We start from the raw sequence: 23,337 nt of genomic DNA on the forward strand, positions 1-23,337 counted from the left end.
CGCCGCAACAGGCAACTCGTGCAACTTTGCCGCGAAAAGTTATAGACTTGCGGCGATCTCACCTGAAACTGCCCGAGTTGGACGAGTCGCACCACGATGAGCCGCCTCCTGCTGCTGAACGGACCCAACCTGAACCTGCTCGGCGACCGCGAGCCCGACCTCTACGGCACGGTCACGCTGGAATCCATCGAGCAGCGGTGCCGCGAACTGGCGCGCGAACTCGGCCACGAGCTGGACTGCATGCAGTCCAATGCCGAGCACGAGCTCATCCACCGCGTCCAGGCGGCGGGCAGCGCCGGGACCGGCGTCATCATCATCAACCCGGCGGCCTTCACGCACACCAGCGTGGCGTTGCGTGACGCGCTCACTGCCGTGGCGATCCCTTTCATCGAGGTCCACTTGTCCAACGTGCACGGCCGGGAACCCTTCCGGCGGCGCTCCTATTTTTCCGCCGTAGCGGCCGGCGTCATCTCCGGCCTCGGCCCGCTCGGCTACGAACTGGCCATCCGCGCCGCAGACGCCCTGCTGCGCGGCAGCGACAGGAACTGAACATGGATATACGCAAGGTAAAGAAGCTCATTGAGCTGCTCGAGGAATCGGGCATCTCCGAGATCGAGATCCACGAGGGCGAGGAATCGGTGCGCATCAGCCGCCACGCCTCGACACCCGGCTGGGCGCCGCCGCCCCAGCCCGTGACCTACGCCGTCGGCGCGCCAGGCGCAGCCGCCGCAGGCAGCGAACCGGCCGCCGCGCCGCCGCCACCGCCGCCCGCCGGCCATACGGTGACCGCGCCGATGGTCGGCACGTTCTACGGCGCCGCGGCGCCGGGCGCCAAGCCCTTCGTGCAGATCGGCAGCAAGGTCGAGGTCGGCGACACGCTCTGCATCATCGAGGCCATGAAGATGATGAACCAGATCGAGAGCGACGCCGCCGGCACCGTGGTGGCGATCCTGGCCGAGAACGGCGAGCCGGTCGAGTTCGACCAGCCACTGTTCGTCATCGAGTAACGGCGCGTGCTGGACAAGATCGTCATCGCCAATCGCGGCGAGATCGCGCTGCGCATCCTGCGTGCCTGCCGCGAGATGGGCATCAAGACGGTCGCGGTCCACTCCACCGCCGACCGCGCGCAGAAGCATGTGCTGCTGGCGGACGAGTCGGTGTGCATCGGACCGCCACCCTCGGCGCAGAGCTATCTCAACATGCCGGCCATCATCAGCGCCGCGGAGGTGACCGACGCCGTCGCCATTCATCCCGGCTACGGTTTCCTGTCCGAGAACGCGGACTTCGCCGAGCGCGTCGAGAACAGCGGCTTCGTCTTCATCGGGCCGCGCGCCGAGACCATCCGCCTCATGGGCGACAAGGTCTCGGCCATCCGCGCCATGAAGGCCGCCGGCATCCCCTGCGTGCCCGGCTCCGACGGCCCGCTCGGCGACGATCCGGAGGAGAACCTGAAGATCGCCCGGCGCATCGGCTACCCGGTGCTGGTGAAGGCCTCCGGCGGCGGCGGCGGCCGCGGCATGCGCGTGGTGCATTCTGACGCCACGCTCGTCAACGCCATCACCGTGACGCGCAGCGAGGCGCTCGCCGCCTTCGGCAACGAGACGGTGTACCTGGAGAAGTTCCTCGATCGGCCGCGCCACGTCGAGTTCCAGGTGCTGGCCGACGGCCAGGGGCACGCAGTCCACCTGGGCGAGCGCGACTGCTCCATGCAGCGGCGCCACCAGAAAGTCATCGAGGAGGCGCCGGCGCCCGGCATCAGCGCCGAGCAGCGCGCCGCCATCGGCCAGCGCTGCGTGGACGCCTGCCTGGAGATCGGCTACCGCGGCGCGGGCACCTTCGAGTTCCTCTACCAGGACGGCGAGTTCTACTTCATCGAGATGAACACGCGTGTGCAGGTCGAGCACCCGATCACGGAGATGATCACCGGCATCGACATCGTGCAGGAGCAGCTGCGCATCGCCGCCGGCCAGCCGCTGCGGATGCGCCAGGAGGACATCGTCCTGCGCGGCCACGCCATCGAGTGCCGCATCAACGCCGAGGACCCGAAGACCTTCATGCCGAGCCCCGGCCCGGTGCGCCAGTGGCATGCCCCGGGCGGTCCCGGCATCCGCGTCGACAGCCACGTCTACTCCGGCTACCAGGTGCCGCCGTTCTACGACAGCATGATCGGCAAGCTCATCGCGCACGGCCCCACGCGGGACTCGGCGCTGGCGCGCATGCAGACGGCGCTGACCGAGATCGTGGTGGAGGGGATCCGCACCAACATCCCGCTGCACCAGGAGATCTTCAGCCACAGCGCCTTCAAGGCCGGCGGCACCGACATCCACTACCTCGAAAAGCGCCTCGGCCTCTAGGCCGGCGGCGTCGCGCATGCCGTCCGCTCCGGCCCATCCCGACTGGCTCGAGGTCTCGGCCACGCTGCCGCGCGAACAGGCGGAGACTGCCGAAGCGGACCTGCTCGCAGCGGGCGCCATGGCGGTCACGCTGCTGGACGCGGAAGACCAGCCGGTGCTGGAGCCCCTGCCCGGGGAAACACCGCTGTGGCCGACGCTATGCATCACCGGTCTGTTCCCGGGCGATGCCGACCCATTGCGCATCCTGGCCGAGCTGTCGCAGCGCGCGCCCGGCGTGGCATGGCGACCGTCACGCCTGGCCGGCCGCGCATGGGAACGGGAATGGCTGCGCGACTTCGGGCCGCGGCGCTTCGGCCGCCGTCTCGCCGTGGTGCCGGGCGGGCAGGACGCGCCGGAAGGCAGCGTGGTGGTGAGACTCGATCCCGGCCTCGCCTTCGGCACCGGCAACCACCCCACCACCGCGCTGTGCCTGGAATGGCTCGACGCCCTGGCCCAGCCGGACACGGGTGGCGACATGCCGCTGGCCGGCGCGCTGGTGATCGACTACGGCTGCGGCTCCGGCATCCTCGCCGTCGCCGCACTGAAGCTCGGCGCCCGTTCGGCCGTCGGCGTCGACCTCGATCCGCAGGCCTTGCTGGCGACGCGCGAGAACGCCGTCGCGAACGACGTCGCCGGGCAGGTGGTCACCTGTGACCCGGAGGGGCTGGATACCGTGCTCGCCAGCCGCAAAGCAGATATCCTGCTGGCGAACATACTCGCGGGTCCGCTGCACGAACTGCTGCCCGAGTTCGCGGCGCGACTGCGGCCGGGCGGGCGGCTCGCGCTCTCGGGTATTCTTGCCGACCAGGCGGCGCCGCTGTCCGAGCGCGCCGCGACCTGGTTCGAAATCGAACAGCCCGAGATCCGGGAGGGTTGGGCCCGGCTGGCGGGCAGGAGAAAGGTCGAGGACTGATGTTTACGCGTTGCCCCGAGTGCTTGACGGTGTTCCACATTTCGGCGGCGGAGCTGCGTGCCGCGGACGGGACCGTAGTGTGCGGCGAATGCGATGCCACCTTCGATGCGCTCGGATCCCTGAGCGAAACCCCGCCCGCAGAACCACCGGCACGCCCGCGCGAGCCCGAGCCGCCGCCGGCGGTGACGGTCGCTGCAGAGGACGAAAGCGCGGACGCCGTGCAGGCGCGCGACGAGGAGGCGTTCCTCGAGGAGCTGGAGTCCCTCATCGGCGCGGAAGAGCAGCCGGAGCATGAGGGGGCGGCGGCGGAAGCGCTGGCGACGGATGCGGAGGCCGCTGCGGAGGCCGTCACGCCCGTGCTGGACGACACCGTGGAAGAGGACTGGGAAGACCATGCCGGCGGCGAGAGCGCGGGCGCATGGGAAGACGACACCGGGCACGAGGACACCGGGCACGAAGACGCCGTGGACGCGGGTGCGGACGCGGAAGAAGTGGTGTTCGATCCCGACTCACCCTTCCGGCTCGACGCGGACGCCATGCACGTCGGCGAGACCTTCGGCGAGCCGTTCGTCGGCGCGGACACGGACGACGACGCCAGTGAATCCCCGCTCTCCGCCCGGCCCGAAGCGGCACCGGACGGAGACGCCGGCGACCATGATGTCGACGCGCCGGAGCGCCGCAGCAGCAGCGCTGCGGCGGCACAGGCGCAGGACGCCGACGAGGACGTCGAGGTGCCCGAGTTCGCCGCAGGACCGCCGCGGCGCCGACGCGGCCTGGCCGTGGGCGTGGTCGCCGTGGCGCTCCTCGTCATCGCCGGGGCCTGGGCGCATGCCCAGCGCGGCACCTTGCTGCGTCACCCCGCCGGCGAGGCGGTGATGGGCCCGATATACGCCCTGCTGGGCGTCGCCGCGACGCCCCGCTGGAGCCCGGAGAAATTCCGCGCCCTGAAGTGGGAGGCGGAGGCGGATCCGACGCAACCGGAGCGCCTGATCGTGGCGGTGGAGTTCCTCAACTCGGCCGACTTCGCGCAGCCTTACCCGGTGCTGCGGGTGGTGCTGGAGGACCGCTTCGGGCGCCGCGTCGGCAGCCAGGACGTGGCGCCGGCCGAGTACCTCGAGGGCTATTCGCGCGGACGGCGCCTGCCGGCTGGCGGGCGCGTCCGCACCACCATCGAAGTGCCTGACCCCGGCGCCCGCGCCGAGGGCTTCAGGGTCGACTTCTGCCTCGAGTCCGGCACCGGCGAGCCCGCCTGCGGCGCCGAGACCTTCCGCTAGTCGGGCCGCAGGCCCGCGAGCACAGGCGATGCGCATCGGCCCGTACCTGTTCGACGACCCCGTGGTGCCGCTGGCGCCGATGGCGGGCGTCACCGACCGACCCTTTCGCGCGCTGTGCCGGCAGCTCGGCGCGAGCTATGCGGCGACCGAGATGGTCAGCGCCGACCAGCGCCTGTGGGACACGCCGAAAAGCCGGCACCGGCTGGATCACGCCGGCGAGGGCGACCCCGTCATGGTGCAGATCGCCGGCGGCGAGCCGCAGATGATGGCGGCGGCCGCGCGCGCCAACGTGGCGCTCGGGGCCCAGGTCATCGACATCAACATGGGCTGCCCGGCAAAGAAAGTCTGCAACCGCGCCGCCGGTTCCGCACTGCTGCGGGACGAGACGCTGGTGTCACGCATACTCGAGGCGGTGGTCGAGGCGGTGGCGCCGCAGGGGGTCCCGGTCACTCTAAAGACACGTACCGGCTGGAGCCCCGAGCAGCGCAACCTGTTGCGCATCGGGCAGATCGCGGCGCAGGCCGGGATCGCCGCGATCGCGGTACACGGACGCACGCGCGCCTGCGCCTACGGCGGGCGCGCCGAGTACGACTCCATTCGGGCGCTGAAAGCCGCGGTCGACATCCCCGTGATCGCCAACGGCGACGTGCGCACGCCCGAGGACGCGCGGGCCGTGCTGGCCTCTACGGGGGTTGACGGCGTGATGATCGGGCGCGCCGCCCAGGGCCGGCCGTGGATCTTCCGCGAGGTCCGCCACCTGCTGCGCACCGGCGAGCCCCTGCCGCCCCCCGAAGCCGCCGAGGTCCGTGATATCATCCTCGCCCACCTCGACGCCCTGCACCGCTTCTACGGCAGCGCGCGCGGCGTGAGGACCGCACGCAAGCACCTCGGCTGGTACCTGGCCGGCCGGCCGGGAGGAGAAGCGCTTCGCCGCCGCTTCGTCCAACTCGAGGATGCGCGCGCGCAATTGGAGCTCGTTGAAAAATATTTCGAAGAAGCCCTGCATGAAGGGCTCGCAGCGTGACGGGGAACAGCGCAGTGTCCAGCGACAAGAAACAGGCAGCGCCGAACGGGAACGGGCGCGCCGGCGCCCGCGACGGCGCTCTCGGCAACATGGCCCGGGAAGCTCTCGAGAGCTATTTCCACACCCTGAACGGCCACAAGCCGGAAGAGCTTTACGACCTCGTCATCGGGGAAGTGGAAAAGCCCCTGTTCCGCGCCGTGCTCGACTATACCGGCGGGAACCAGAGCCAGGCAGCCGACATCCTCGGCATCAACCGCGGCACGCTGCGCAAGAAACTGCGGCGCCACGGCCTGCTCGACTGAACGCCAGCGGATCTCACATGGCACATATCAAGCGCGCGCTGATCAGCGTTTCCGACAAGCATGGCGTGGTCGACTTCGCCCGCGGCCTGGCTGATCTCGGCGTCGAGATCCTCTCCACCGGCGGCACGGCCACCGTCCTGCGCCAGGGCGGCCTCGAGGTGCGGGACGTCTCCGACCTGACGGGTTTTCCCGAGATCATGGGCGGGCGCATCAAGACGCTGCACCCGCGCGTGCACGGCGGCCTGCTGGGACGCCGCGGCGTCGACGAGGCCGTGATGGCGAGCCACGGCATCGAGCCGATCGACCTCCTGGCGGTGAATCTCTACCCCTTCCGCGAGACGGCGTCCGACCCGGACCGCACGCCCGACGAGATCGTCGAACAGATCGACATCGGCGGCCCGGCGATGCTGCGCGCGGCGGCGAAGAACCACGATGCGGTGACCGTCGTCGTGGAACCGAACGACTATGACACGGTGCTCACGGCGCTGCGCGCAGCCAGGGAAGTGCCTTACGAGATGCGGCTCCAGCTGGCCGGCAAGGCCTTCGCGCACGTCGCCAGTTACGACTCGGCCATCGCCCACTGGCTGGGCTGGCAGTCGGATATGGACGGCTCCCATATGCCTGACGACCTCGTGCTGCCGACGCGCAAGGTCATGCAGTTGCGTTATGGCGAGAACCCGCACCAGCGCGCCGCGGTTTACTCCCTGGGCATGCAGCGCGCGGGCACCATCGGTGCTGCGCGGCAGGTCCAGGGCAAGGCGCTGTCCTACAACAACCTGCTCGACGCGGACGCCGCGCTGGAATGCGTGAAACAGTTCGCGGAGCCGGCCTGCGTCATCGTCAAGCACGCCAACCCCTGCGGCGTGGCGACGGCCGACGACATTCTCGACGCCTATCGGCGCGCCTACACCACAGACCCCGTGTCCGCTTTCGGCGGCATCATCGCCTTTAACCGCCCGCTCGACCCCGGCACCGCCGAGACCATCCTCAAGCGACAGTTCGTCGAGGTCCTGGTCGCGCCCTCCCTCGCGCCCGGTGCCGAGGAGGTGCTCGCCACCAAGCCCAATATCCGGGCGCTGGTGACCGGGCGGTGGCACGACGCACCGATCGGCACCATCCAGTTGCGCAGCATCGGCGGCGCCCTGCTGGTGCAAGACGTCGACGCAGCCGAGATGGACCCGGCAGAAGTCAAGGTCGTGAGCCGGCGCGCCCCGACCGAGCGCGAGATGAAAGACCTGATGTTCGCCTGGAAGGTCGTGCGCTTCGTCAAGTCGAACGCCATCGTGTTCTGCAAGGACACCACCACCATCGGCATCGGCGCGGGGCAGATGAGCCGGATCTACAGCACGCGCATCGCCACCATCAAGGCGGCGGATGCCGGGCTCGCCGTGAAGGGCTCGGTCATGGCGTCGGACGCCTTTTTCCCCTTCCGCGACAACGTGGACGCGGCGGCGGAGCACGGCGCGACCGCCATCATCCAGCCGGGTGGATCGGTGCGCGATGCGGAAGTGGTCAAGGCGGCGGACGAGCACGGCCTCGCCATGGTATTCACCGGGATGCGCCACTTCCGGCACTGAAGCCGGGAATGCGCGTGCCGAAAAAAGCCGGAGGTAAGCAGCGGTGAAAATCCTCGTCGTGGGCGGCGGCGGGCGCGAGCACGCGCTGGCCTGGAAAGCCGCACAGTCGCCGCGAGCAGAGCGTGTCTTCGTCGCCCCGGGCAACGCCGGCACGGCCTTGGAGCCGCGCTGCGAAAACGTACCCATCCCTGCCGACGACATCGGCGCGCTGGCCGACTTCGCGGCGGCGCAGGACATCGGGCTGACCATCGTCGGGCCGGAGGTGCCGCTGGTCGCCGGCATCGTCGACGAGTTCCAGCGTCGCGGCCTGAAATGTTTCGGGCCGAGCGCCGCGTGCGCGCGGCTCGAGGGCTCCAAGGCATTCTCGAAAGCCTTCTTCGATCGCCACGGCATCCCCACGGCGGCCTGGGGCGAGTTCAGCGACGCCGATGCCGCCTGTGCTTACATCCGCCAGCAGGGCGCGCCTGTCGTGGTCAAGGCCGACGGCCTCGCGGCGGGCAAGGGCGTGATCGTGGCGCAGACCGTGGCGGAAGCAGAGGCTGCCGCACGCGACATGCTGTCGGGCAACCGCTTCGGCGATGCCGGCGCCCGGGTGGTGGTGGAAGAATTCCTCAGCGGCGAGGAGGCCAGCTTCATCGTCATGGTGGACGGGCGGCATGTCCTGCCGCTGGCCTCCTCCCAGGACCACAAGGCGCGCGACGACGGCGACCAGGGCCCGAATACCGGCGGCATGGGCGCCTATTCGCCCGCGCCGGTGGTCGACGCCGCCCTGCACGACCGCATCATGCGCGAAGTCATCGCGCCCACCGTGGCGGGCATGGCTGCGGAAGGCACGCCTTACACCGGCTTCCTCTATGCCGGCGTCATGGTCGGGGCCGACGGCGCGCCCCGGGTGCTGGAATTCAACTGCCGCTTCGGCGACCCGGAAACCCAGCCCGTGCTGTTCCGGCTGCGCTCCGACCTGGTCGAGTTGTGCCTCGCTGCGCTCGAGGGCGCACTCGACCGGGCCAGCTGCGACTGGGATCCGCGCGCGGCACTCGGCGTGGTGCTGGCCGCGGGCGGGTACCCGGACGACTACCGCAAGGGCGACCCCATCAGCGGGCTCGAAGCCGACGCCGGGCGCGACGACCTGAAGATCTTCCACGCCGGCACGCGCGCGGACGACGACCGCGTCCTCACCAGCGGCGGCCGCGTGCTGTGCGCCGTCGCCCTCGGTGACGACGTGGCCGAGGCGCAGCGCAAGGCCTACGCCCTGGCCGACGCCATCCGCTGGGACGGCGTCTACTACCGCCGCGACATCGGCTGGCGCGCCATCGGGCGCTGAGCTCGCCGCAGGCGGCGCGACCAGGTCGCCGCCTGGCCTAGAAGCTGCGCTTCCCCTCCACCAGGAACTGGAAGCTGTCCACGGAATCGTCGCCGTCCAGCGGGAAGGCGAAATCGATGTGGATCATCTTGCCGATGCTCGAGCGCGTGCTGGACAGCCGCAGGCCGAATCCGACGTTGCGCAGCAGGCCGAGGTTTTCGCTGCCGAAGGGGTCGCGGCCCCAGACACGGCCCGCATCGAAGAACACCGCCCCGCCGACGCGGAACAGGCGCCACAGGTAATAGTCGGTGAAGTAGCGCTGCTCAATGGTGAACTGTGCGCGCCGTTCACCGCGCTGGTAGCGCAGGGGATAACCGCGCAGCCCGTCGTCGCCGCCGATCTCCACCGGGTTGTCCCGGTCCAGCGCTTCGCCGACGTCGGCCCGCAGCGAAGCAAACAGCAGGCGACGTTCCGATTGGCGCAGGTACCAGCGCGCCGCGCCGCCGAACATGGCGTTGCGCAAATCGCTGCCTTCCACCCGGCCGCTGGCGTAGACGTTGTATCTCCACAGCTGGCGCGACGGGTCGCCGTGGGCCCAGCGGGCGCCGCTCCAGTAGACCAGTGCATCGCGGTCGGCGCCCAGCGCCTCGGCCGAAAGGCCGAGGCGCACGCCGATTTCGGCGCCCAGGCGGACGTCCTCCTGGCGATAAATCTGGTCGAGGTTGGAAGCGAGCTGGTAGTCGTCTTCCAGCAGCTGGTACTCGATGTAGGGATACACGAGGCGCCGGTACTCGGGCACCAGGGCCGGGTCGAGGCGCTCGTCCACCTCCTCGAAACGGTGCCGATCGTAGACCACGCCCGTCAACCAGCGCCGTACCCAGCCGTCGGACCACCCGCGCGAGCGCCCGATGAAGAGGTTGTAGCTCTCGATGTCGTGGCGGAACTTGCCGATCTCGTCGCCCAGGGCGTAGACGAGGTCGTTGCGTTTCTCGTCCAGCGCGCTGCCGCCCATGGCGCGGCGGGTGTCGAGCGCATAGAAGGGACGCGACAGGCTGAGCGCGACGACATGGCCGTCGCTGTTGTCGGCGAGGCTGGCATCGACAGAGATCCGCCGGCCGCGAAAGTTGGCGTCCCGGTAGCCGATTTCCGTGGAAGTGCGCTCCTCGTCGATGCGGCGCACGTAACGGATACTGCCGCCAAGCCCCAGCAGGTTCTCCTCCTCGAGATCGATGCCGGAGCGACTTTCGCCGCCACTGCGGGAAACAGACACGCCCACCTTGAGGGTCCAGACGTCGCGGGTGCGCACCCGGATGTCGACCTGCCCTGCGTCGCAGCCGACGACGGCGATGCTCGCCTCGTAGAGGTAGGGCGTCGCGCGCAGGATGCGGCCGGATTCCTCCAGCAGGCGCTGCTCGAAGACATCACCCTCCGCGAACAGGAGCTGGCGCTGGATGACCTCGGGGCGGGTGCGGATATGCAGTTTGTTCAGCAGCCGGAAAAGCCGCCGGTCTTCCTCCGGCTGGCTGAGATCGAAAATGTTGAGGTTGTCGATACTGATGCTGCGGATGCGCGCGCCCTGCGCCTCCAGCGTCGCCGGCGGGATATCGCATCCCGCGTTCTCGGCCGCCAACGCGGGACCACCGGACAGGAAAAGCGCCAGGGTGAGCCCCAGCGTCCCGACCACCGGCCGGCGAGAGACATCAGTTCGGACACGGATCCTTGCGCTGGCCATCGTGCCTAGATTACCCCGGAATCGTCGTCCTCCAGTGTGACGGGATGCGCGTGGGCCAAGGCAGGCCGCCATCCCGGGCCACACGGACCGATAGAATATTCCTATCGATGTCAGAGAAACAATCCATTTCACTAATGGCCACCGGACCCGTAGGCTGTCAACCAGAGTCAATCCGGGGATCCAGCGCCATGACCAAGACATTCAGCTTTGCCGTAGTCCACTTTTTCGTGGCGTTCAGCGTCGGTTTCGCCCTCACGGGCAGCGTCGCAATCGGCGGCGCCATGGCCCTGGTCGAACCTGCCCTGAACACGGTCGCGTACTTCTTCCACGAGAAGGCCTGGGAGCGCCTGCGGCCGGCCGGCGTGCAGGCGGCGTGAGCAGCGCCGCGCGTTTGGGCGGATAATCGGGGGCCATGAGCCCTGCAGCAACCAGCCACGACACGCCCACCCCCGCGTCGGAAGTGATCCTCAGCCTGGGCGGGATGCACTGCGCCTCCTGCGTCGGGCGGGTCGAGAAGGCCTTGCTCGCGACCCCGGGCGTGCAGGAGGCGAAGGTGAACCTCGCCTCCGCGCGCGCGTTCGTGCGCATCAGCGGCGGTGACGCCGAGGTCGCCGCCCGCGCGGTGCGCGCGGCAGGCTTCGAGGCCGAGCCCCTGCTGGACACGCCCGAGCAGTCCGAACGGGAGGCGCAGGCGCGTGCCGAGGAGTCCCGCAGCCTGCGTCGCGCCTTCCTCTTCGCCGCCGTGCTCACGCTTCCCATCTTCCTGCTGGAGATGGGCTCCCACGTGGTGCCTGGCCTCGCTGCGCAACTCGCCGCCTGGCCCGGCACGCGCTCGCTGCACCTGCTCTATTTCGTCCTCGCCACCGCGGTGCAGTTCGGTCCGGGCCTGCGTTTTTATCGCAGCGGCTGGCCGGCACTGTGGCGGGGCGCGCCGGACATGAACTCCCTGGTGATGCTGGGCAGTTCCGCCGCCTGGGGTTACTCGGTGGTGGCGGTCTTCTTCGCCGGGCTGTTGCCCCCCGGCACCGCCAACGTCTACTTCGAGGCGTCGGCCGTGATCATCACCCTGATCATCGGCGGCCGCTACCTGGAGGCGCGCGCCAGGGGCCGGGCCGGCGACGCCATCAGGCGCCTGGTGTCGCTGCAGCCGCGGCTCGCGCGCGTCCGCCGCAACGACCGGGAACTCGAAATCCCTGCGGACCGGGTGCGTCCCGGGGACACGGTCCTGCTGCGCCCGGGCGAGCAGGTGCCCGTGGACGGCGAAGTGCTCGAGGGCAGTTCGTGGGTCGACGAGTCCATGGTCAGCGGCGAGCCGCTCCCGGTCGAGAAGCAGGCCGGCGCCGAGGTGATCGGCGGCACCATCAACACCAGCGGCGCCCTCGCGTTCCGCGCCACGCGGGTCGGTGCGGACACCGTGCTGGCGCGCATCGTGCGCATGGTGGAACAGGCCCAGGCCGCCAGGCTGCCGATCCAGGCGCTGGCCGACAAGGTGACACAGGTGTTCGTGCCCGTGATCATCGCCATCGCGCTCGCCACCTTCATCGCCTGGTTGTGGCTGGGTCCCGAGCCGGCGCTCTCCTTCGCCCTGGTCAACGCGGTCGCGGTGCTGATCATCGCCTGCCCCTGCGCCATGGGGCTCGCGACGCCGACCTCCATCATGGTCGGCACCGGCAAGGCTGCCGAGCTGGGACTGCTGTTCCGCAAGGGCGAGGCGCTGCAGTCCCTCAGCGAGGTGGACACCGTGGCGCTGGACAAGACCGGCACGCTGACGCGCGGCGCCCCCGCGCTCGACCACGTCGCGACCGCGCCGGGCTTCGACGAGACCGACGTGCTGTGCAAGGCCGCTGCGGTGGAGCAACGGTCCGAGCACCCGATCGCCGCGGCGATCGTGGCGGGGGCGCGTGAGCGCGGCCTGCAGATCCCGGCCGCAGCCGAGTTCAAGAGCAGCACCGGACTGGGCGCGGCTGCTACGGTCGACGGCGCCTCGGTCGCGATCGGCGCCGCGCGTTTCATGCAGCAGCGCGGCGTGGATACGAGCCCCCTGGCCGACGCGGCACAGGCCCGGGCCGCCGCGGGCGGCACGCCGCTCTACGTCGCCATCGACGACCGGCTGGCGGCGTTGCTGGTGGTGGCCGACCCGCTCAAGGACGGTGCGCGGGACGCGGTCGCCGCGCTGCAGCGACTCGGCATGCGCGTGGCCATGCTTACCGGCGACGACCAACGCACGGCGCGCGCCGTAGCCGCGGCGGCGGGCATCGACGAGGTCTATGCCGAGCTCATGCCGGGCGACAAGTCGGAGCTGCTGCAACGCCTGCAGGCCGAGGGACGACGCGTCGCCTTCGTCGGCGACGGCATCAACGACGCCCCGGCCCTGGCGCGCGCGGAGGTCGGTATCGCGATCGGCACCGGCACGGACATCGCCATCGACAGCGCGGAACTGGTGCTGATGTCGGGCGATCTCGGCCACCTGCCGACCGCGGTCGCCCTGTCCTCGGCAACGCTGCGCAACATCCGCCAGAACCTGTTCTGGGCTTTCGCCTACAACGCCAGCCTGGTGCCGGTGGCCGCCGGCGTGCTCTACCCGGCTACCGGCGTATTGCTGTCACCGATGCTGGCGGCGCTGGCAATGGCCCTGTCCAGCCTGTGCGTGGTGGGCAATGCGCTGCGCCTGCGCCGCTTCAGCCCCGCGGTGCTTACCAGTTCTTCGGGCCCGACTTGACGCCGGCCTCGCCGGTTTCGCCGTCCATGACGTGGCAGTGCCGGCAGTCCCCGCCGAATTCCTGCACGAACTTGTTTTCGGCCGGCTCGCGGTAGTGGGACATATGGGCGACTTCGCTCAGCAGCCACATGCCGCCTTCCTCGCTGTGGCAATCGCTGCAGTCCGCCGGCAGCACCTCCGTGTCGTCGGAGACGTCGGGGTGCCCGAGTGTCTCCAGCAGCGCACCCACGGTGGCCACCGCGGCGCCGTCGTGACAGTCGGCGCAGCCCTCCGCATAGGTGGCCTCGCCATCCGTGCTGATCTGCACGGCCACCGTCGTGGTCTCGGCCTGCGTGGCCTGCAGTCCCGCCAATGACAGCGCCACCCCCGCGACCAGTCCGGCAGCCAGGAAGATATGAGTGTTCGGCCTGTTCATGGTCCTCTCCTTCGCCCAGGGGCGAGACTTTGTATGCTGTTCCAGCATAGCAGCGGATCACCAGCCCTGCCGCGGCCAGGGCCGTCAAGCGAACAGCCACGCGAGGCATGCAGCCACCAGCAAGAGCAGCAGGGCGGTCAGCGCCCATGCGCCCAGTCGCGCCTCGGCGCGCCCCAGCGGCCCGGCACCTGCGAGCACCCGTCCCGCCATGGCGCCGCCAAGCGCTCGCACCTGCGCGAGCTCCCGTGGCAGCCGCTCGCGCATTGCGTGGCCGAGGCCATGTCCGATCGCCAGCACCGCCCGCTCCAGCAGGATGCCGATGTCCCCGGGCGGTACCACCGGCAATGTCCGGCGCCCGTGGCGCCGCCATGCCGACACCGCGACGAGGGCCAGCGCCACGGCGACCGCCGGTGGCCATAGCGCATGCAGGGCGCCCGCAGTGGACATGAGTGTTGCCCGCACGGAGGCCGCGGCCAGCCACCACGGCACCAGCAGCGCGGCAGCGGCGAGCGCCAGCCAGGCGGCCGTCACCCGCACGGGCAGACGCCCGGCCGCGCCGTCCGCGCCCGGCCATGCGACCCACAGGAACCGCAGCAGGAGTAGCCCCGTGAGCAGCGAGCTGAGGGTCAGCATCGGCGGGACGACGTCATGCCAGGTGCCCGCGTCCGGGAGGGCGCCCTTGATGCCCAGCTTGGCGGCGAGGCCGCCGCTGAACGGGGCACCGGCCATGGACCAGGCCGCGAGGCAGAGCACCACCGCAGCCGTCCGCGCCAGGAGCGGCGGCAGCGCGTCGTGCACCATGCCGGCGCCGAGAAACAGGGTCCCTTTCACCAGGCCGTGGTGGACGATGTATACCAGCAGCGCCGCCTGCGCCAGCGGCCAGCATTCGGGCAAGGCCAGGCCCAGCCCGACGGCCAGCGTCATCACGCCCATCTGGCTGACGCTGGAATAGGCCAGCACGGTCTTGGCCTCGCGCTGCGGCAGGCCGACCAGCACGCCGTAATACGCCGTGAACAGGCCGAGCGCCGCAAGGCCGGTACCCCACGCCGGCAGCGCCAGCTCACCGAGCGGGAGAAAGCGCATCCACGCCACCAGGCCGGCCTTGATCATGGCGCCGGACAGCACTGCGCTGGCCGGGGCCGGCGCCACCGGGTGCGCCAGCGGCAGCCAGAAATGCAGGCCGGCAACGCCCGCCTTGACGCCGAAGCCGAGCACCAGCAAGGCGATGATGAGGTGGTCGCGCGCGCCGCTCGCGGCCGTAAAGCTGGCGCGCATGTCCCCGAAATCGGTGGACGACTGGCTGGCCAGCATCATCAGTCCGGTAATGACGCAGACCTCGCCCAACACCACCATGGCGATGTAGTAGCGCCCGGCATGGCGCGCGCGCGCCGTGCCCGAGTGCACCACGAGGCCGTAGGACGCGAAGCTCATGAGAGCAAAACCGAAATAGAAGGTCACCGCGTCGAGCGCCGCCAGCAGCACGAAGTTGCCGCTCATCGCGGCGAGGAACCAGCCGAAGAAGCGCGCCCGGCGCCCGCCGGCCTCGATGTAGTGTGCGGCGAACAGGCCGGCGGCCAGCCACAGCGCCGCCGTCGCCGGCAGCAGCGTCGCGCCGATCACGTCGAGGCCGAGGCGCGCGTCGAGGAGCATCCATGTCGCCCCGAGGTCGCGCGCGCCGAGCGGCCGCGCCAGCAGGGCCGGCAGCGCGGCCCAGGGCGCCAGCAGGACCGCCACCTTGCGGGTACGGAGCGGCACGAGCCCGGCGGCAATGACCAGAGGAACAGCGACGGCCGCGAGCAGGGCCGGATAATTCATCGCGCCAGCAGGAAGGCCGTCGCCAGCGCGACCGCAAGCATCATCAGGCTGGTTGCGGGCCAGGAGCGCAGGCGGATGTCCAGGGCCTGCATGCGCCGTGACCAGGCGGAGCCGTCCCACAGGCCGAGCAGGAACGCCTGGCCGGCATCACGCAGCCGGGCGAGATCCTCCAGCGCCAGGTTGCGTCCCGCGTTCACCGCGACAGCTGCGGCGCGCTGCAGTGGCAATAAAAGGTCCCCGGGCGCCACCGCCCCGTGCGCGCGCGCCGGAGTGAAACGGTGCCACAGCAGCCCCAGGGTGATGCCGACGGGCGCCGTCCACACGGCCGCAAACCCCGGCGGCGCAGCCCACCAGGCCAGCCCCAGGCCGATGGCCGCGAGCGCCACGGGGAAGAGCACCAGGCGCGTGGCATCGCCGGCTGCCGTCTCCCACGGCGCCGTGCGGCGCAATGTGACCGTAAGCGTGACGCTCGCCATCACCGCGGCCAGCGCCGGCAAGAGATCGATGCCTGCCGGCAACGCCGTGCCCGCATGCACCGCGACTTGACCTGCCGCCAGTCCATGCACCAGCAGCAGCGACGCCGCGGCGAGATCGCGCAGCCAGCCGGTGGCCTGCAGGCCCAGCAGGGGCATGGCGGCGCAGGCGGCCAGCAGCGCGAGGACCAGCCAGGGCAGCTCGGCCCCTGTCCCCTCGCCTGCCGGCAGGGCGAGCAGCAACAGCGCCGAGCTGGCGGCAACGGCATAACCCAGGGTGGCGCGACCCCGCACCTGCAGCAGCCCCGCCGCGGTCGCCCATGCAGCGCCCAGCAGGCCGAGCAGCAGGCACGCGGCCGCAGCCCCCGCAGCGCCCGCGGGCAGCAGCTTGATGCCGCCCTGCCATGCCGCCCCGGCGGGCACGGCCGCCAGCAGCACGGCACCCGGCCGGGTGGCGGCCGACAGTGCCGGCGGCAGCCAGCCGTGCGCCGGCGGCACAGCGGCGCGCAACAGCAGCGCGACCGCCGCCAGCACGGCCAGGTGCCCGCCGATACCCGCGGCGGGATGCGCCATGTCGCTCAGCAGCAGCTCGAAGACCAGCAGGTCGCTGACGACCAGCAATACGATCAGGGCGCCGCGGGGACGACGATCCGGACACACCTGCTCGCTCGCCATGACGGCGTAAATCCCGTAGCCCACCGCCAGCATGCCTGCGTACACCAGCGGGCCGCCGCGCGCCAGCGCCAGGGCCAGGGCGCCGGAGAGGGTGATCAGCAGCGCCGTCACGGGCGGCCCGCGCTCGCCGGCACGGGTCATCAGCAGCCCGGCGACGAACCAGCTGCCACCGAACAGGAGCAGGGACGCCCGTGCGCCACCGTCCAGGACCAGTGCCGCGGAGCCCTGCACGAGGAGATCCGGCAATGCCATTTCCTGCGGAGCGAGCAGGCCGGCCACCGCGAGCGGGAAGGCCGCGACCAGCGCGACGAGCCAGCCCGTCGACAGCTCGGCGCGGCGCGGCGAAAGCGCCAGCCAGGCGACCGCGACCAGGGGCAGGAGCGGCAGCGCCAGGAGCAGCTTCATGGCGCGTACTTCCGTGCCGCGATGAACTGCACCCAGTCCAGCGGCGTGCCCGGCATGGAAGCGAACAGCCCCCACGCCAGCACGGCCGCGGCGGTGGCCAGGGGCGGCAGCAACAGCATCCACGCCGTCTCCTTGCGCCCGAAACTGCGTTCGTGCGGCCATTCATCCGGCGGCGCGTCGAACCACGCGGTGCGCAGGATGGGCAGGAAATAAGCTGCGTTGAGCACACTGCTGCCTGCCAGCACGAACACCGCCCAGTCCTGGCCCACCTCCAGCGCGCCCAGGCCGAGGTACCACTTGCTGATGAAACCCACCACCGGCGGGACGCCGATCATGCCGAAGGCGGCGATCGTGAAGGCGGCGGTGGTCCAGGGCATGCGCCGGCCGATCCCCCGCATCTCGCTCACCTTGTGCACGCCGAGCGTCTCGGCGTAGTTGCCGGCGCAGAAGAACAGCGTGATCTTCATGAAGCCCTGGTGCACCAGGTGCACCAGCCCGCCGATGGTGGCGATGGGACCGGCGATGGCCACGCCGAGGGTGATGTAGGAGACCTGGCTCACGGTGGAGAAGGCGAGGCGCCGTTTCAGGTCGTCCTGGAACAGCGCGCGCAGCGAACCGTAGATGATGGTGATGGCAGCCAGGATCGCCAGCGGCAGGGTGACGCCCAGGCTCGCGGCGTACTCCACGCCGAAGACGTCGTAGACGATGCGCACGATGCCGAAGGCGCCGGCCTTCACCACCGCCACGGCGTGCAGCAGGGCGCTCACGGGCGCCGGGGCGACCATCGCCGTGGGCAGCCAGGCATGCAGGGGCACCAGCGCCGCCTTCACCCCGACGCCGAGAATGAGTACGGCGAAGATCGCGCGCAACACCCCGGGGTCGATGCCCAGCCCGCTGACGAAGCCGCGATCAACAAACTCCAGCGTGCCGGTCAGCGAGTAGAGCCAGATAGTGCCGGCCAGCACCAGCACGCCGCCGAACAGGGTGTAGGCAAGGTAGGTGCGCCCCGCCTTGCGCGCCGCCTCGGTGCCGCGGTGGACCACCAGCGGGTAGGTGGTGAGCGTCAGGGCCTCGTAGAACACCAGGAAGGTGAGCAGGTTCCCGGCCATGGCCAGGCCCACCGTGGTGGTCACGCAGAGGCTGAAATAGCCGAAGAAACGACTGCGGTTGGGCGAGTCCTCGAGGTAGCCGATGGCATACACCGTCGTCGCCAGCCACAGCACCGCGGAGAGATTCACGAACATCAGCGACAGGGCGTCGGCATGCAGGCGGAAGTCGATCCCGGGCACCAGCGGGATGCTCACTTCGTAGTCCACGCCGTGGAACACGCCGATCATCATCAGCACCAGCAGGATGATCTTCAGCACCGCGCCGCCCAGGTTCAGCGTGATGCGCAGCGCCACGGCTTTTTCCGGCAAGGTGAAAATGATCAGGCCCGGCACCAGCGAACTGGCCAGCACGAGCAGCGGCAGCCATGCATTGCTGGTCATGGCAGCACGCCTTCGAGCAGGGGCAAGGCCCAGGGCGCCACGAAACCGAGCAGCACGGCGCCGAGAGCCAGCAGCAGCGCGGTCCATTCCATGGTCGCGGGGACGTCATGGCGCTCGTGGTGATGCTCGGAGCTGGTGAAGGCAAAGCCCAGCACCCGGAACACGTAGGTCGCCGTGAGCAGGCCGCCGACGATGATGATCGCCGCCCACGCGAACTGCCCCTGCGCCATTGCGGCCTGCAGCAGCAGCCACTTGCCGACGAAACCGCCGCTGGGCGGCAGTCCCGCGAGGCTGATCCCCGCCAGGGCGAATGCCGCGAGCGTGAGCGGCATGCGCTCCACCACCCGGTCGAGCTCGTCGATCTCGTCGTGCCCGCCCTGCGTCATGATGCTGCCCGCGGCGAGGAACATGGCGCCCTTGGCAAAGGCGTGCGACAGCGCCAGATAGACGGACCCGCTCCATGCCAGCTGCGGCTCGAGGCCGGCGAGCGGAAAGGCGATGAAGAGGTAGCCGAGCTGGGCGACGGTGGAATAGGCCACCAGCAGCTTGAGCCGTTTCTGGCGCAAGGCCTGGATGGAGCCCCAGAAGATGGCCGCGGCGCCCAGGCTGCCGAGCAACATCGGCACGCCCTGGCCTTCCGGCGTGAAGGTGAACCACAGGCGCAGGATGAGATAGAAGGACGCCTTGACCACCAACCCGGAGAGCAGCGCGCTCACCGGGGCGCGCGCGCTGCCATGCGCCGGCGGCAGCCAGACGTGGAAGGGGAACAGGCCGGTCTTGAGCAGCAGGCCGGCGATCATCGCCCCCAGCGGCACGGCCAGCTGCAGGCCGCCCTCGGCGCGCTCGCCGAGCAGCGCTAGATCGACGGTGCCGTAAGCGTGGTACAGCAGCGCGACGCCGACCAGGTAGGAGAGCGATCCCAGCAGGCTGACCAGCAGGTAGCGCATGGCCCCCCACAGCGCGGGCCCCGACCCGGTCAACGCCACCAGCGCGACGGCGGAGAGGCCGAGCAGTTCCAGCGTGACGTAAAGGTTGAACACGTCGCCGGCCTGGAACAAGGCATTCAACGCCGCCCACAGGAACAACCACAGCGGCCAGAATCGCCGCACCTTGTCCGGGTGGTTGGTAAGGTAGACGCGCGCATAGACACTGACGGCCGTGCCGACGATGGCGGCCATGGCCAGCATCAGCACGCTCAACCCGTCGGCAACCAGGTCGATGCCGAGCGGTGCGCCCCAGCCACCCGCCTGGTGTCGCTGGGTGCCCCAGGCAACGAAGTCCAGCAGCACGCCGAGCGCCGCCGCCGCGGTGAGGAAAGCGAAGCTGAGACCGATGGGCGCCGCGTGGCGCGGGCGCAGGAAGGCGGCGAGCGCGCCCAGCAGGGGCACGGTGATGGCGAGCACCATCCAGGGCAAAGCTTGGAGCCAGGCGCTCATGTCGGCTTATTCGCCCTCCTCGTCCATGAGGTCGCGCTCGCGATCCTCCGGCAACGCCGGCTTGCCGGTGACGTAGGCGATGCGCAACACCAGCGCCAGCGCCAGCGCCGTGGCGGAGATGGCAACCACGATGCCGGTGATGACCATGGCCTGCGGTACCGGGTCGACCGGTCCGGTGCCCATGGCGCCGGCCCCCACCAGCAGCAGGAATGCGCCGCTGCCCATGACGTTGATCGCCAGCACCTTGCGGATCAGGTGGGCGCGCAGCACCAGCGCCCAGCTGCCGATGATCAGCAGGCCGAGGCCGGCACAGGCGTAGAGCAACGGGCCGCTCACGGCTCGCCCTCAGGCCGGCCGCCGATGAAGAGGCCGGCCAGGATCAAGGCGATGCTGACCGTGGCCGCGGTCTCGATGAGGAGCATCAGGGTGCCGGCGAGATCGCGCGGATACTCCAGCAGCTGCACGCCGCGGGGCATCACCCCCAGCGCGACGACCACGAAAAACCCCAGGCCGATGACCACGCCCCAGCGCATCGGCGCCGCCGGCAGCTGCAGCACGGGGCGGCGACCGGAGATCACGAACAGCACGCCGGCCGCCGCCAGCACCGCGCCCGCCTGGAAGGCGCCGCCCGGGCGGGTGGCCCCGGCCCACAACAGGTAGGCGCAGATCAGCGGCGCCAGCGGGATGAGCACGCTGTTCATGCCCAGCAGCACCGGGCTGGGCTCGGTTTCGCGGATGCGCGGCGCCGGCCCCAACGCCCATACGCCCATCAGGGCGGAGGTCAGCACCGCCATTTCCAGCAGGGTGTCGTAGCCGCGGAAGTTCAGCAGCACGGCAGTGACTGGATTGTCGGTGCCGCTCTGCGCCAGCGTGTCCGCCACCGCCGCAGCGAGCCCCGGCGAAGCCGGCCCGGCGAGCAACGCTGCCACCAGCCCGCCCGCCACTGCGACCAGGAGCAGCGCCAGCCCGGCGCGCAACAGCAGGCTGGGCTCGCCGCGACCTGGCTGGCGGCGGCTATTCATCATCGCGCCTCTGCCCTTCGAGATCGTCGCCGGGCCGTTCGTCGGTCTTGCCCGGCAGGCGGCCCCAGGTGGCGAGCAGCAGGGCGCCCGCCAGGCCGGCGCCGATGGCGGCCTCGGCCAGCGCCACGTCGGGGGCGCCCAGGCGCACCCAGCCCATCGACAGCAACAGCCCGAAGGCGATGAACAGCACGATGCCGCGGAACAGGTCGCGGCTCGACAGCGCGGCCCAGGCCACCCACAGCAGCACCACCACCAGCACCCCGTCCAGGACCAGGCCGGCGTTCACGGCCGGCTCCATGGCTCGATGCCGCGCCGCAGGCTGGAGCGCGCGATAAGGTGCGACGCTGTGGCGCCCGCCAGCAGCACGAGCATCCAGATCACGATCAGCTTGCCGACCACGGCGAGGGAGCCGGAACGCAAGGCCAGTCCCAGGACTGTCAGCCCCAGGCCGACGTTGTCGCCCTTGGTCACGGCGTGCAGGCGACTGAAGACGTCGGGGAAACGCAGCACACCGATCGTGCCGGCGAAGAAAAAGCCTGCGCCGGCGATGATGAGAGCGGTGCTGAGCAGATCAATCACCTGCATGCCCGCCTCCCCGGCTCCACACGCGCTGCACGAAAGCGACAGCCGCGACTGCGGCCAGCAGCGCGAACACCAGCGCCACGTCCCGCAGCGCCGGCTGCGCCATGCCCTCCGCCAGCAGCAGCAACACCGCCACGGCGGTGGTGCCGAACAGTTGCGCCGCGATCATGCGGTCCGCGGCCGTCGGCCCGCGCATGACGCGCCACAGACCTGCCGCCAGGTTGAGGAGCAGGAAGGCGCCCACGCCCAGCAGCAGCTCGTTCATGCTGCACCCCCTGCCTGCGCCGGCTGCTCCAGGGCCAGGCCGAACAGGGCCGCGATGCGCGGCTCGAGGTCCAGCACCATGGCATGCATGTCGCGCCCCGTGTCCAGGGTGTGGACCACCAGCTCGTCGTCCACCAGGTCCGCGCTGAGCGTGCCCGGCAACATGGTGACCACGTTGGCCAGCGACACCCGGCAGACGCCCGCGGGCAGGCGCAGCCGGTGGCGCACCAGGCCCGGCTGCAGCGGCATGCGCGGCAACAGGGCGCGCCGGGCGACGTCGCTCGCGCCGGCCAGCGACTGGACCGCGAACCACGGCAGGAAGCGGGCGACGCCCCGCAGCGAAAGACGGTATTCCGTCCACAGCTGCAGGCTCAGCCATGTGGCCAGCAGGACGAAAGGGGCGCCGACGTACCAGCCGCCGCCCCCGCTGAGCACCCACCACAGGGCGGCGAACAGCAGCAAGCGACGCAACCATGCCTGCCACCCCGGTATGCGGGATGTGCGCGCGGCGGGCATGGTGCTGGCGTTCATCTTTGCTCCGTTGGCGGTCGGCTCCGTTCAGGCAGCGCGCGGCCGGCGCGCGAGGAAACCATGCAGGCCTGGCGGCAGCGCATGCTCGCCATAGCCCTCCAGCTGCTCCGCCTCGAGACCGGCGCGGGCCAGGTCCGCCAGCACGTCTTCCGGCGGCAGCAGGTCGAGTTCGTGGCACTCGTCGTCGCGGCGGAACAGCTCGCCGGCGCGGCGAAAACTGGTGATGCAACGGGTGACGCGACCGAGTGCCTGGTCTTCTTCGGCATGCATCAGCAACGCCCAGTCACCGCCGTCGACATAGGTCTTGAGGCGCCCGTCGCCGGGGACCCGTCCGGGGCCGGCCGCGTCAAAGAGCAACAGGCCGCCGGGCTCCAGGGCCGCATGAATGCGCCGGAACAGCGCCCGCAGCGCCTCGCGCGAGTTGCTCTCGTCGAAGCGGTAGTTGAAACACTCGCCCACGGCGACCACCGCAATGCTCGCGGGCAGCTCGGCGGTGAGCAGCGACTCGCAGCGGAACCGGGCCTCGGGCACGCGATGGCGGGCCATGTCGAGCATGGCGGGCGAAATATCGATGCCGAGGACGTCGTAGCCGCTGTTGCACAGCGTCTCCGCCAGGATGCCGCTGCCGCAGCCCAGGTCCACCACCAGCCCCTCGCCCACACCATCGGCCGCCAGTTCGCGCAGCAGGACTTCCGCCGCATTGCGCGCCAGGTCGCCGAACCCCAGGTCATGGATCCAGGACAGGTCTTCCCGGTAGGCGTGGCTCATTGCGCTGCCTCCTCCCTGGCACAAGCCGGCTCCGCAGGACCCCCGTCCTGCAGGCGTTTGGATATCCATGATGAACCGCCCGCCCGCCGCCCGCGTTGGGATTTTCCGAAGTAGCGGGTCGTCGGGCGGCGGAGCGCAGGGGCCTAAGTGTGACAGCCAACAGACCCGCGCGCCCGCATGGGGTACGGTCGATCTTGTCGACGCGGCGATCCCGGTGCTGCTGG

Annotated in this window: 24 protein-coding genes; 11 read left to right on the forward strand and 13 right to left on the reverse strand. The window is 70.5% G+C overall.

The window, feature by feature from the left end; all coding sequences use genetic code 11:
• Window positions 1-96: 96 nt before the first annotated feature.
• Genes aroQ through purD form a run of 9 tightly spaced genes read left to right on the forward strand, consistent with a single transcriptional unit; the run spans window position 97 to window position 8,807 of the window.
• Window positions 97-549, forward strand: coding sequence for a type II 3-dehydroquinate dehydratase (gene aroQ / locus G8346_RS14335; protein ID WP_166052500.1), 453 nt, complete (start codon window positions 97-99; stop codon window positions 547-549).
• 2 nt (window positions 550-551) lie between these two features.
• Window positions 552-1,007 carry an acetyl-CoA carboxylase biotin carboxyl carrier protein gene (gene accB / locus G8346_RS14340; protein WP_166052502.1) on the forward strand — a complete coding sequence of 152 codons (456 nt, stop codon included), beginning with the start codon at window positions 552-554 and terminating at the stop codon, window positions 1,005-1,007.
• 6 nt (window positions 1,008-1,013) lie between these two features.
• Window positions 1,014-2,354 carry an acetyl-CoA carboxylase biotin carboxylase subunit gene (gene accC / locus G8346_RS14345; RefSeq protein ID WP_166052504.1) on the forward strand — a complete coding sequence of 447 codons (1,341 nt, stop codon included), beginning with the start codon at window positions 1,014-1,016 and terminating at the stop codon, window positions 2,352-2,354.
• 16 nt (window positions 2,355-2,370) lie between these two features.
• A complete protein-coding gene (gene prmA / locus G8346_RS14350) occupies window positions 2,371-3,306 on the forward strand; it encodes a 50S ribosomal protein L11 methyltransferase (RefSeq protein ID WP_166052506.1) in 936 nt (311 codons plus the stop codon).
• The gene (locus G8346_RS14355) at window positions 3,306-4,580 is read left to right on the forward strand and encodes a zinc-ribbon and DUF3426 domain-containing protein (RefSeq protein WP_240901519.1); all 1,275 of its coding nucleotides are present in this window, start codon (window positions 3,306-3,308) and stop codon (window positions 4,578-4,580) included. The genes prmA and G8346_RS14355 overlap by 1 nt, the downstream gene beginning before the upstream one ends.
• A 28-nt stretch (window positions 4,581-4,608) precedes the next feature.
• Complete coding sequence (gene dusB / locus G8346_RS14360; RefSeq protein WP_166052510.1) at window positions 4,609-5,604, forward strand: tRNA dihydrouridine synthase DusB; 996 nt, start codon at window positions 4,609-4,611, stop codon at window positions 5,602-5,604.
• A gap of 14 nt (window positions 5,605-5,618) precedes the next feature.
• Window positions 5,619-5,906, forward strand: coding sequence for a helix-turn-helix domain-containing protein (locus G8346_RS14365; RefSeq protein WP_370520668.1), 288 nt, complete (start codon window positions 5,619-5,621; stop codon window positions 5,904-5,906).
• A gap of 17 nt (window positions 5,907-5,923) precedes the next feature.
• On the forward strand, window positions 5,924-7,483 hold the full coding sequence (purH, locus tag G8346_RS14370) for a bifunctional phosphoribosylaminoimidazolecarboxamide formyltransferase/IMP cyclohydrolase (RefSeq protein WP_166052512.1): 1,560 nt from the start codon (window positions 5,924-5,926) through the stop codon (window positions 7,481-7,483).
• 43 nt (window positions 7,484-7,526) lie between these two features.
• The gene (gene purD / locus G8346_RS14375) at window positions 7,527-8,807 is read left to right on the forward strand and encodes a phosphoribosylamine--glycine ligase (protein ID WP_166052514.1); all 1,281 of its coding nucleotides are present in this window, start codon (window positions 7,527-7,529) and stop codon (window positions 8,805-8,807) included.
• Between the two features lie 37 nt (window positions 8,808-8,844).
• On the opposite strand, the gene G8346_RS14380 is transcribed toward purD, so the two are convergent.
• Entirely contained in the window at window positions 8,845-10,518 is a 1,674-nt protein-coding gene (locus G8346_RS14380; RefSeq protein WP_166052516.1) for a hypothetical protein, read from the reverse strand.
• Window positions 10,519-10,706: 188 nt separating this feature from the next.
• On the opposite strand from G8346_RS14380, the gene G8346_RS14385 reads away from it, so the two are divergent.
• Together G8346_RS14385 and G8346_RS14390 are read left to right on the forward strand one after the other, a co-directional pair.
• Window positions 10,707-10,895, forward strand: coding sequence for a DUF2061 domain-containing protein (locus tag G8346_RS14385; RefSeq protein ID WP_166052518.1), 189 nt, complete (start codon window positions 10,707-10,709; stop codon window positions 10,893-10,895).
• 35 nt (window positions 10,896-10,930) lie between these two features.
• Window positions 10,931-13,237, forward strand: coding sequence for a heavy metal translocating P-type ATPase (locus G8346_RS14390; RefSeq protein ID WP_166052520.1), 2,307 nt, complete (start codon window positions 10,931-10,933; stop codon window positions 13,235-13,237).
• Here the strand turns inward: G8346_RS14390 and G8346_RS14395 are convergent.
• The 12 genes from G8346_RS14395 to G8346_RS14450 all read right to left on the reverse strand — a co-directional run bounded on the left by G8346_RS14395 (window position 13,212) and on the right by G8346_RS14450 (window position 23,113).
• Window positions 13,212-13,652 (reverse strand): hypothetical protein, encoded by a 441-nt coding sequence (locus tag G8346_RS14395; protein WP_166052522.1) that lies wholly within the window; start codon window positions 13,650-13,652, stop codon window positions 13,212-13,214. The genes G8346_RS14390 and G8346_RS14395 overlap by 26 nt on opposite strands.
• A gap of 84 nt (window positions 13,653-13,736) precedes the next feature.
• Window positions 13,737-15,467, reverse strand: a complete 1,731-nt coding sequence (locus G8346_RS14400) for a complex I subunit 5 family protein (protein ID WP_166052524.1) — start codon at window positions 15,465-15,467, stop codon at window positions 13,737-13,739.
• A complete protein-coding gene (locus tag G8346_RS14405; RefSeq protein ID WP_166052526.1) occupies window positions 15,464-17,020 on the reverse strand; it encodes a hypothetical protein in 1,557 nt (518 codons plus the stop codon). Before G8346_RS14405 ends, G8346_RS14400 begins: the two co-directional genes overlap by 4 nt.
• Window positions 17,017-18,510, reverse strand: coding sequence for a complex I subunit 5 family protein (locus G8346_RS14410; RefSeq protein ID WP_166052528.1), 1,494 nt, complete (start codon window positions 18,508-18,510; stop codon window positions 17,017-17,019). The genes G8346_RS14405 and G8346_RS14410 overlap by 4 nt, the downstream gene beginning before the upstream one ends.
• On the reverse strand, window positions 18,507-19,946 hold the full coding sequence (locus G8346_RS14415) for a complex I subunit 5 family protein (RefSeq protein ID WP_166052530.1): 1,440 nt from the start codon (window positions 19,944-19,946) through the stop codon (window positions 18,507-18,509). Before G8346_RS14415 ends, G8346_RS14410 begins: the two co-directional genes overlap by 4 nt.
• Before the next feature lie 6 nt (window positions 19,947-19,952).
• Window positions 19,953-20,282 carry an NADH-quinone oxidoreductase subunit K gene (locus G8346_RS14420; RefSeq protein ID WP_166052532.1) on the reverse strand — a complete coding sequence of 110 codons (330 nt, stop codon included), beginning with the start codon at window positions 20,280-20,282 and terminating at the stop codon, window positions 19,953-19,955.
• Window positions 20,279-20,971, reverse strand: coding sequence for an MnhB domain-containing protein (locus tag G8346_RS14425; protein ID WP_166052534.1), 693 nt, complete (start codon window positions 20,969-20,971; stop codon window positions 20,279-20,281). The genes G8346_RS14420 and G8346_RS14425 overlap by 4 nt, the downstream gene beginning before the upstream one ends.
• A complete protein-coding gene (locus tag G8346_RS14430) occupies window positions 20,961-21,254 on the reverse strand; it encodes a DUF4040 domain-containing protein (RefSeq protein WP_166052536.1) in 294 nt (97 codons plus the stop codon). The genes G8346_RS14425 and G8346_RS14430 overlap by 11 nt, the downstream gene beginning before the upstream one ends.
• On the reverse strand, window positions 21,251-21,553 hold the full coding sequence (gene mnhG / locus G8346_RS14435) for a monovalent cation/H(+) antiporter subunit G (RefSeq protein WP_166052538.1): 303 nt from the start codon (window positions 21,551-21,553) through the stop codon (window positions 21,251-21,253). The genes G8346_RS14430 and mnhG overlap by 4 nt, the downstream gene beginning before the upstream one ends.
• Window positions 21,540-21,815, reverse strand: coding sequence for a monovalent cation/H+ antiporter complex subunit F (locus tag G8346_RS14440; RefSeq protein WP_166052540.1), 276 nt, complete (start codon window positions 21,813-21,815; stop codon window positions 21,540-21,542). Before G8346_RS14440 ends, mnhG begins: the two co-directional genes overlap by 14 nt.
• Window positions 21,812-22,345, reverse strand: a complete 534-nt coding sequence (locus G8346_RS14445; protein WP_166052543.1) for a Na+/H+ antiporter subunit E — start codon at window positions 22,343-22,345, stop codon at window positions 21,812-21,814. The genes G8346_RS14440 and G8346_RS14445 overlap by 4 nt, the downstream gene beginning before the upstream one ends.
• Before the next feature lie 27 nt (window positions 22,346-22,372).
• The gene (locus tag G8346_RS14450; RefSeq protein WP_166052546.1) at window positions 22,373-23,113 is read right to left on the reverse strand and encodes a class I SAM-dependent methyltransferase; all 741 of its coding nucleotides are present in this window, start codon (window positions 23,111-23,113) and stop codon (window positions 22,373-22,375) included.
• Window positions 23,114-23,337: the final 224 nt, after the last annotated feature.

Source organism: Thioalkalivibrio sp. XN279 (assembly GCF_011089885.1).
GTDB lineage: Bacteria > Pseudomonadota > Gammaproteobacteria > Steroidobacterales > XN24 > XN24.

Excerpts from the sequence above, each read along its gene's own strand:
- aroQ (WP_166052500.1), top strand. The coding sequence starts at position 97 with ATGAGCCGCCTCCTGCTGCTGAACGGACCCAACCTGAACCTGCTCGGC.
- accB (WP_166052502.1), top strand. The coding sequence starts at position 552 with ATGGATATACGCAAGGTAAAGAAGCTCATTGAGCTGCTCGAGGAATCG.
- prmA (WP_166052506.1), top strand. The coding sequence starts at position 2,371 with ATGCCGTCCGCTCCGGCCCATCCCGACTGGCTCGAGGTCTCGGCCACG.
- G8346_RS14355 (WP_240901519.1), top strand. The coding sequence starts at position 3,306 with ATGTTTACGCGTTGCCCCGAGTGCTTGACGGTGTTCCACATTTCGGCG.
- dusB (WP_166052510.1), top strand. The coding sequence starts at position 4,609 with ATGCGCATCGGCCCGTACCTGTTCGACGACCCCGTGGTGCCGCTGGCG.
- purH (WP_166052512.1), top strand. The coding sequence starts at position 5,924 with ATGGCACATATCAAGCGCGCGCTGATCAGCGTTTCCGACAAGCATGGC.
- G8346_RS14380 (WP_166052516.1), bottom strand. The coding sequence starts at position 10,518 with ATGGCCAGCGCAAGGATCCGTGTCCGAACTGATGTCTCTCGCCGGCCG.
- G8346_RS14385 (WP_166052518.1), top strand. The coding sequence starts at position 10,707 with ATGACCAAGACATTCAGCTTTGCCGTAGTCCACTTTTTCGTGGCGTTC.
- G8346_RS14390 (WP_166052520.1), top strand. The coding sequence starts at position 10,931 with ATGAGCCCTGCAGCAACCAGCCACGACACGCCCACCCCCGCGTCGGAA.
- G8346_RS14395 (WP_166052522.1), bottom strand. The coding sequence starts at position 13,652 with ATGAACAGGCCGAACACTCATATCTTCCTGGCTGCCGGACTGGTCGCG.
- G8346_RS14400 (WP_166052524.1), bottom strand. The coding sequence starts at position 15,467 with ATGAATTATCCGGCCCTGCTCGCGGCCGTCGCTGTTCCTCTGGTCATT.
- G8346_RS14405 (WP_166052526.1), bottom strand. The coding sequence starts at position 17,020 with ATGAAGCTGCTCCTGGCGCTGCCGCTCCTGCCCCTGGTCGCGGTCGCC.
- G8346_RS14410 (WP_166052528.1), bottom strand. The coding sequence starts at position 18,510 with ATGACCAGCAATGCATGGCTGCCGCTGCTCGTGCTGGCCAGTTCGCTG.
- G8346_RS14415 (WP_166052530.1), bottom strand. The coding sequence starts at position 19,946 with ATGAGCGCCTGGCTCCAAGCTTTGCCCTGGATGGTGCTCGCCATCACC.
- G8346_RS14425 (WP_166052534.1), bottom strand. The coding sequence starts at position 20,971 with ATGATGAATAGCCGCCGCCAGCCAGGTCGCGGCGAGCCCAGCCTGCTG.
- mnhG (WP_166052538.1), bottom strand. The coding sequence starts at position 21,553 with ATGCAGGTGATTGATCTGCTCAGCACCGCTCTCATCATCGCCGGCGCA.
- G8346_RS14440 (WP_166052540.1), bottom strand. The coding sequence starts at position 21,815 with ATGAACGAGCTGCTGCTGGGCGTGGGCGCCTTCCTGCTCCTCAACCTG.
- G8346_RS14445 (WP_166052543.1), bottom strand. The coding sequence starts at position 22,345 with ATGAACGCCAGCACCATGCCCGCCGCGCGCACATCCCGCATACCGGGG.
- G8346_RS14450 (WP_166052546.1), bottom strand. The coding sequence starts at position 23,113 with ATGAGCCACGCCTACCGGGAAGACCTGTCCTGGATCCATGACCTGGGG.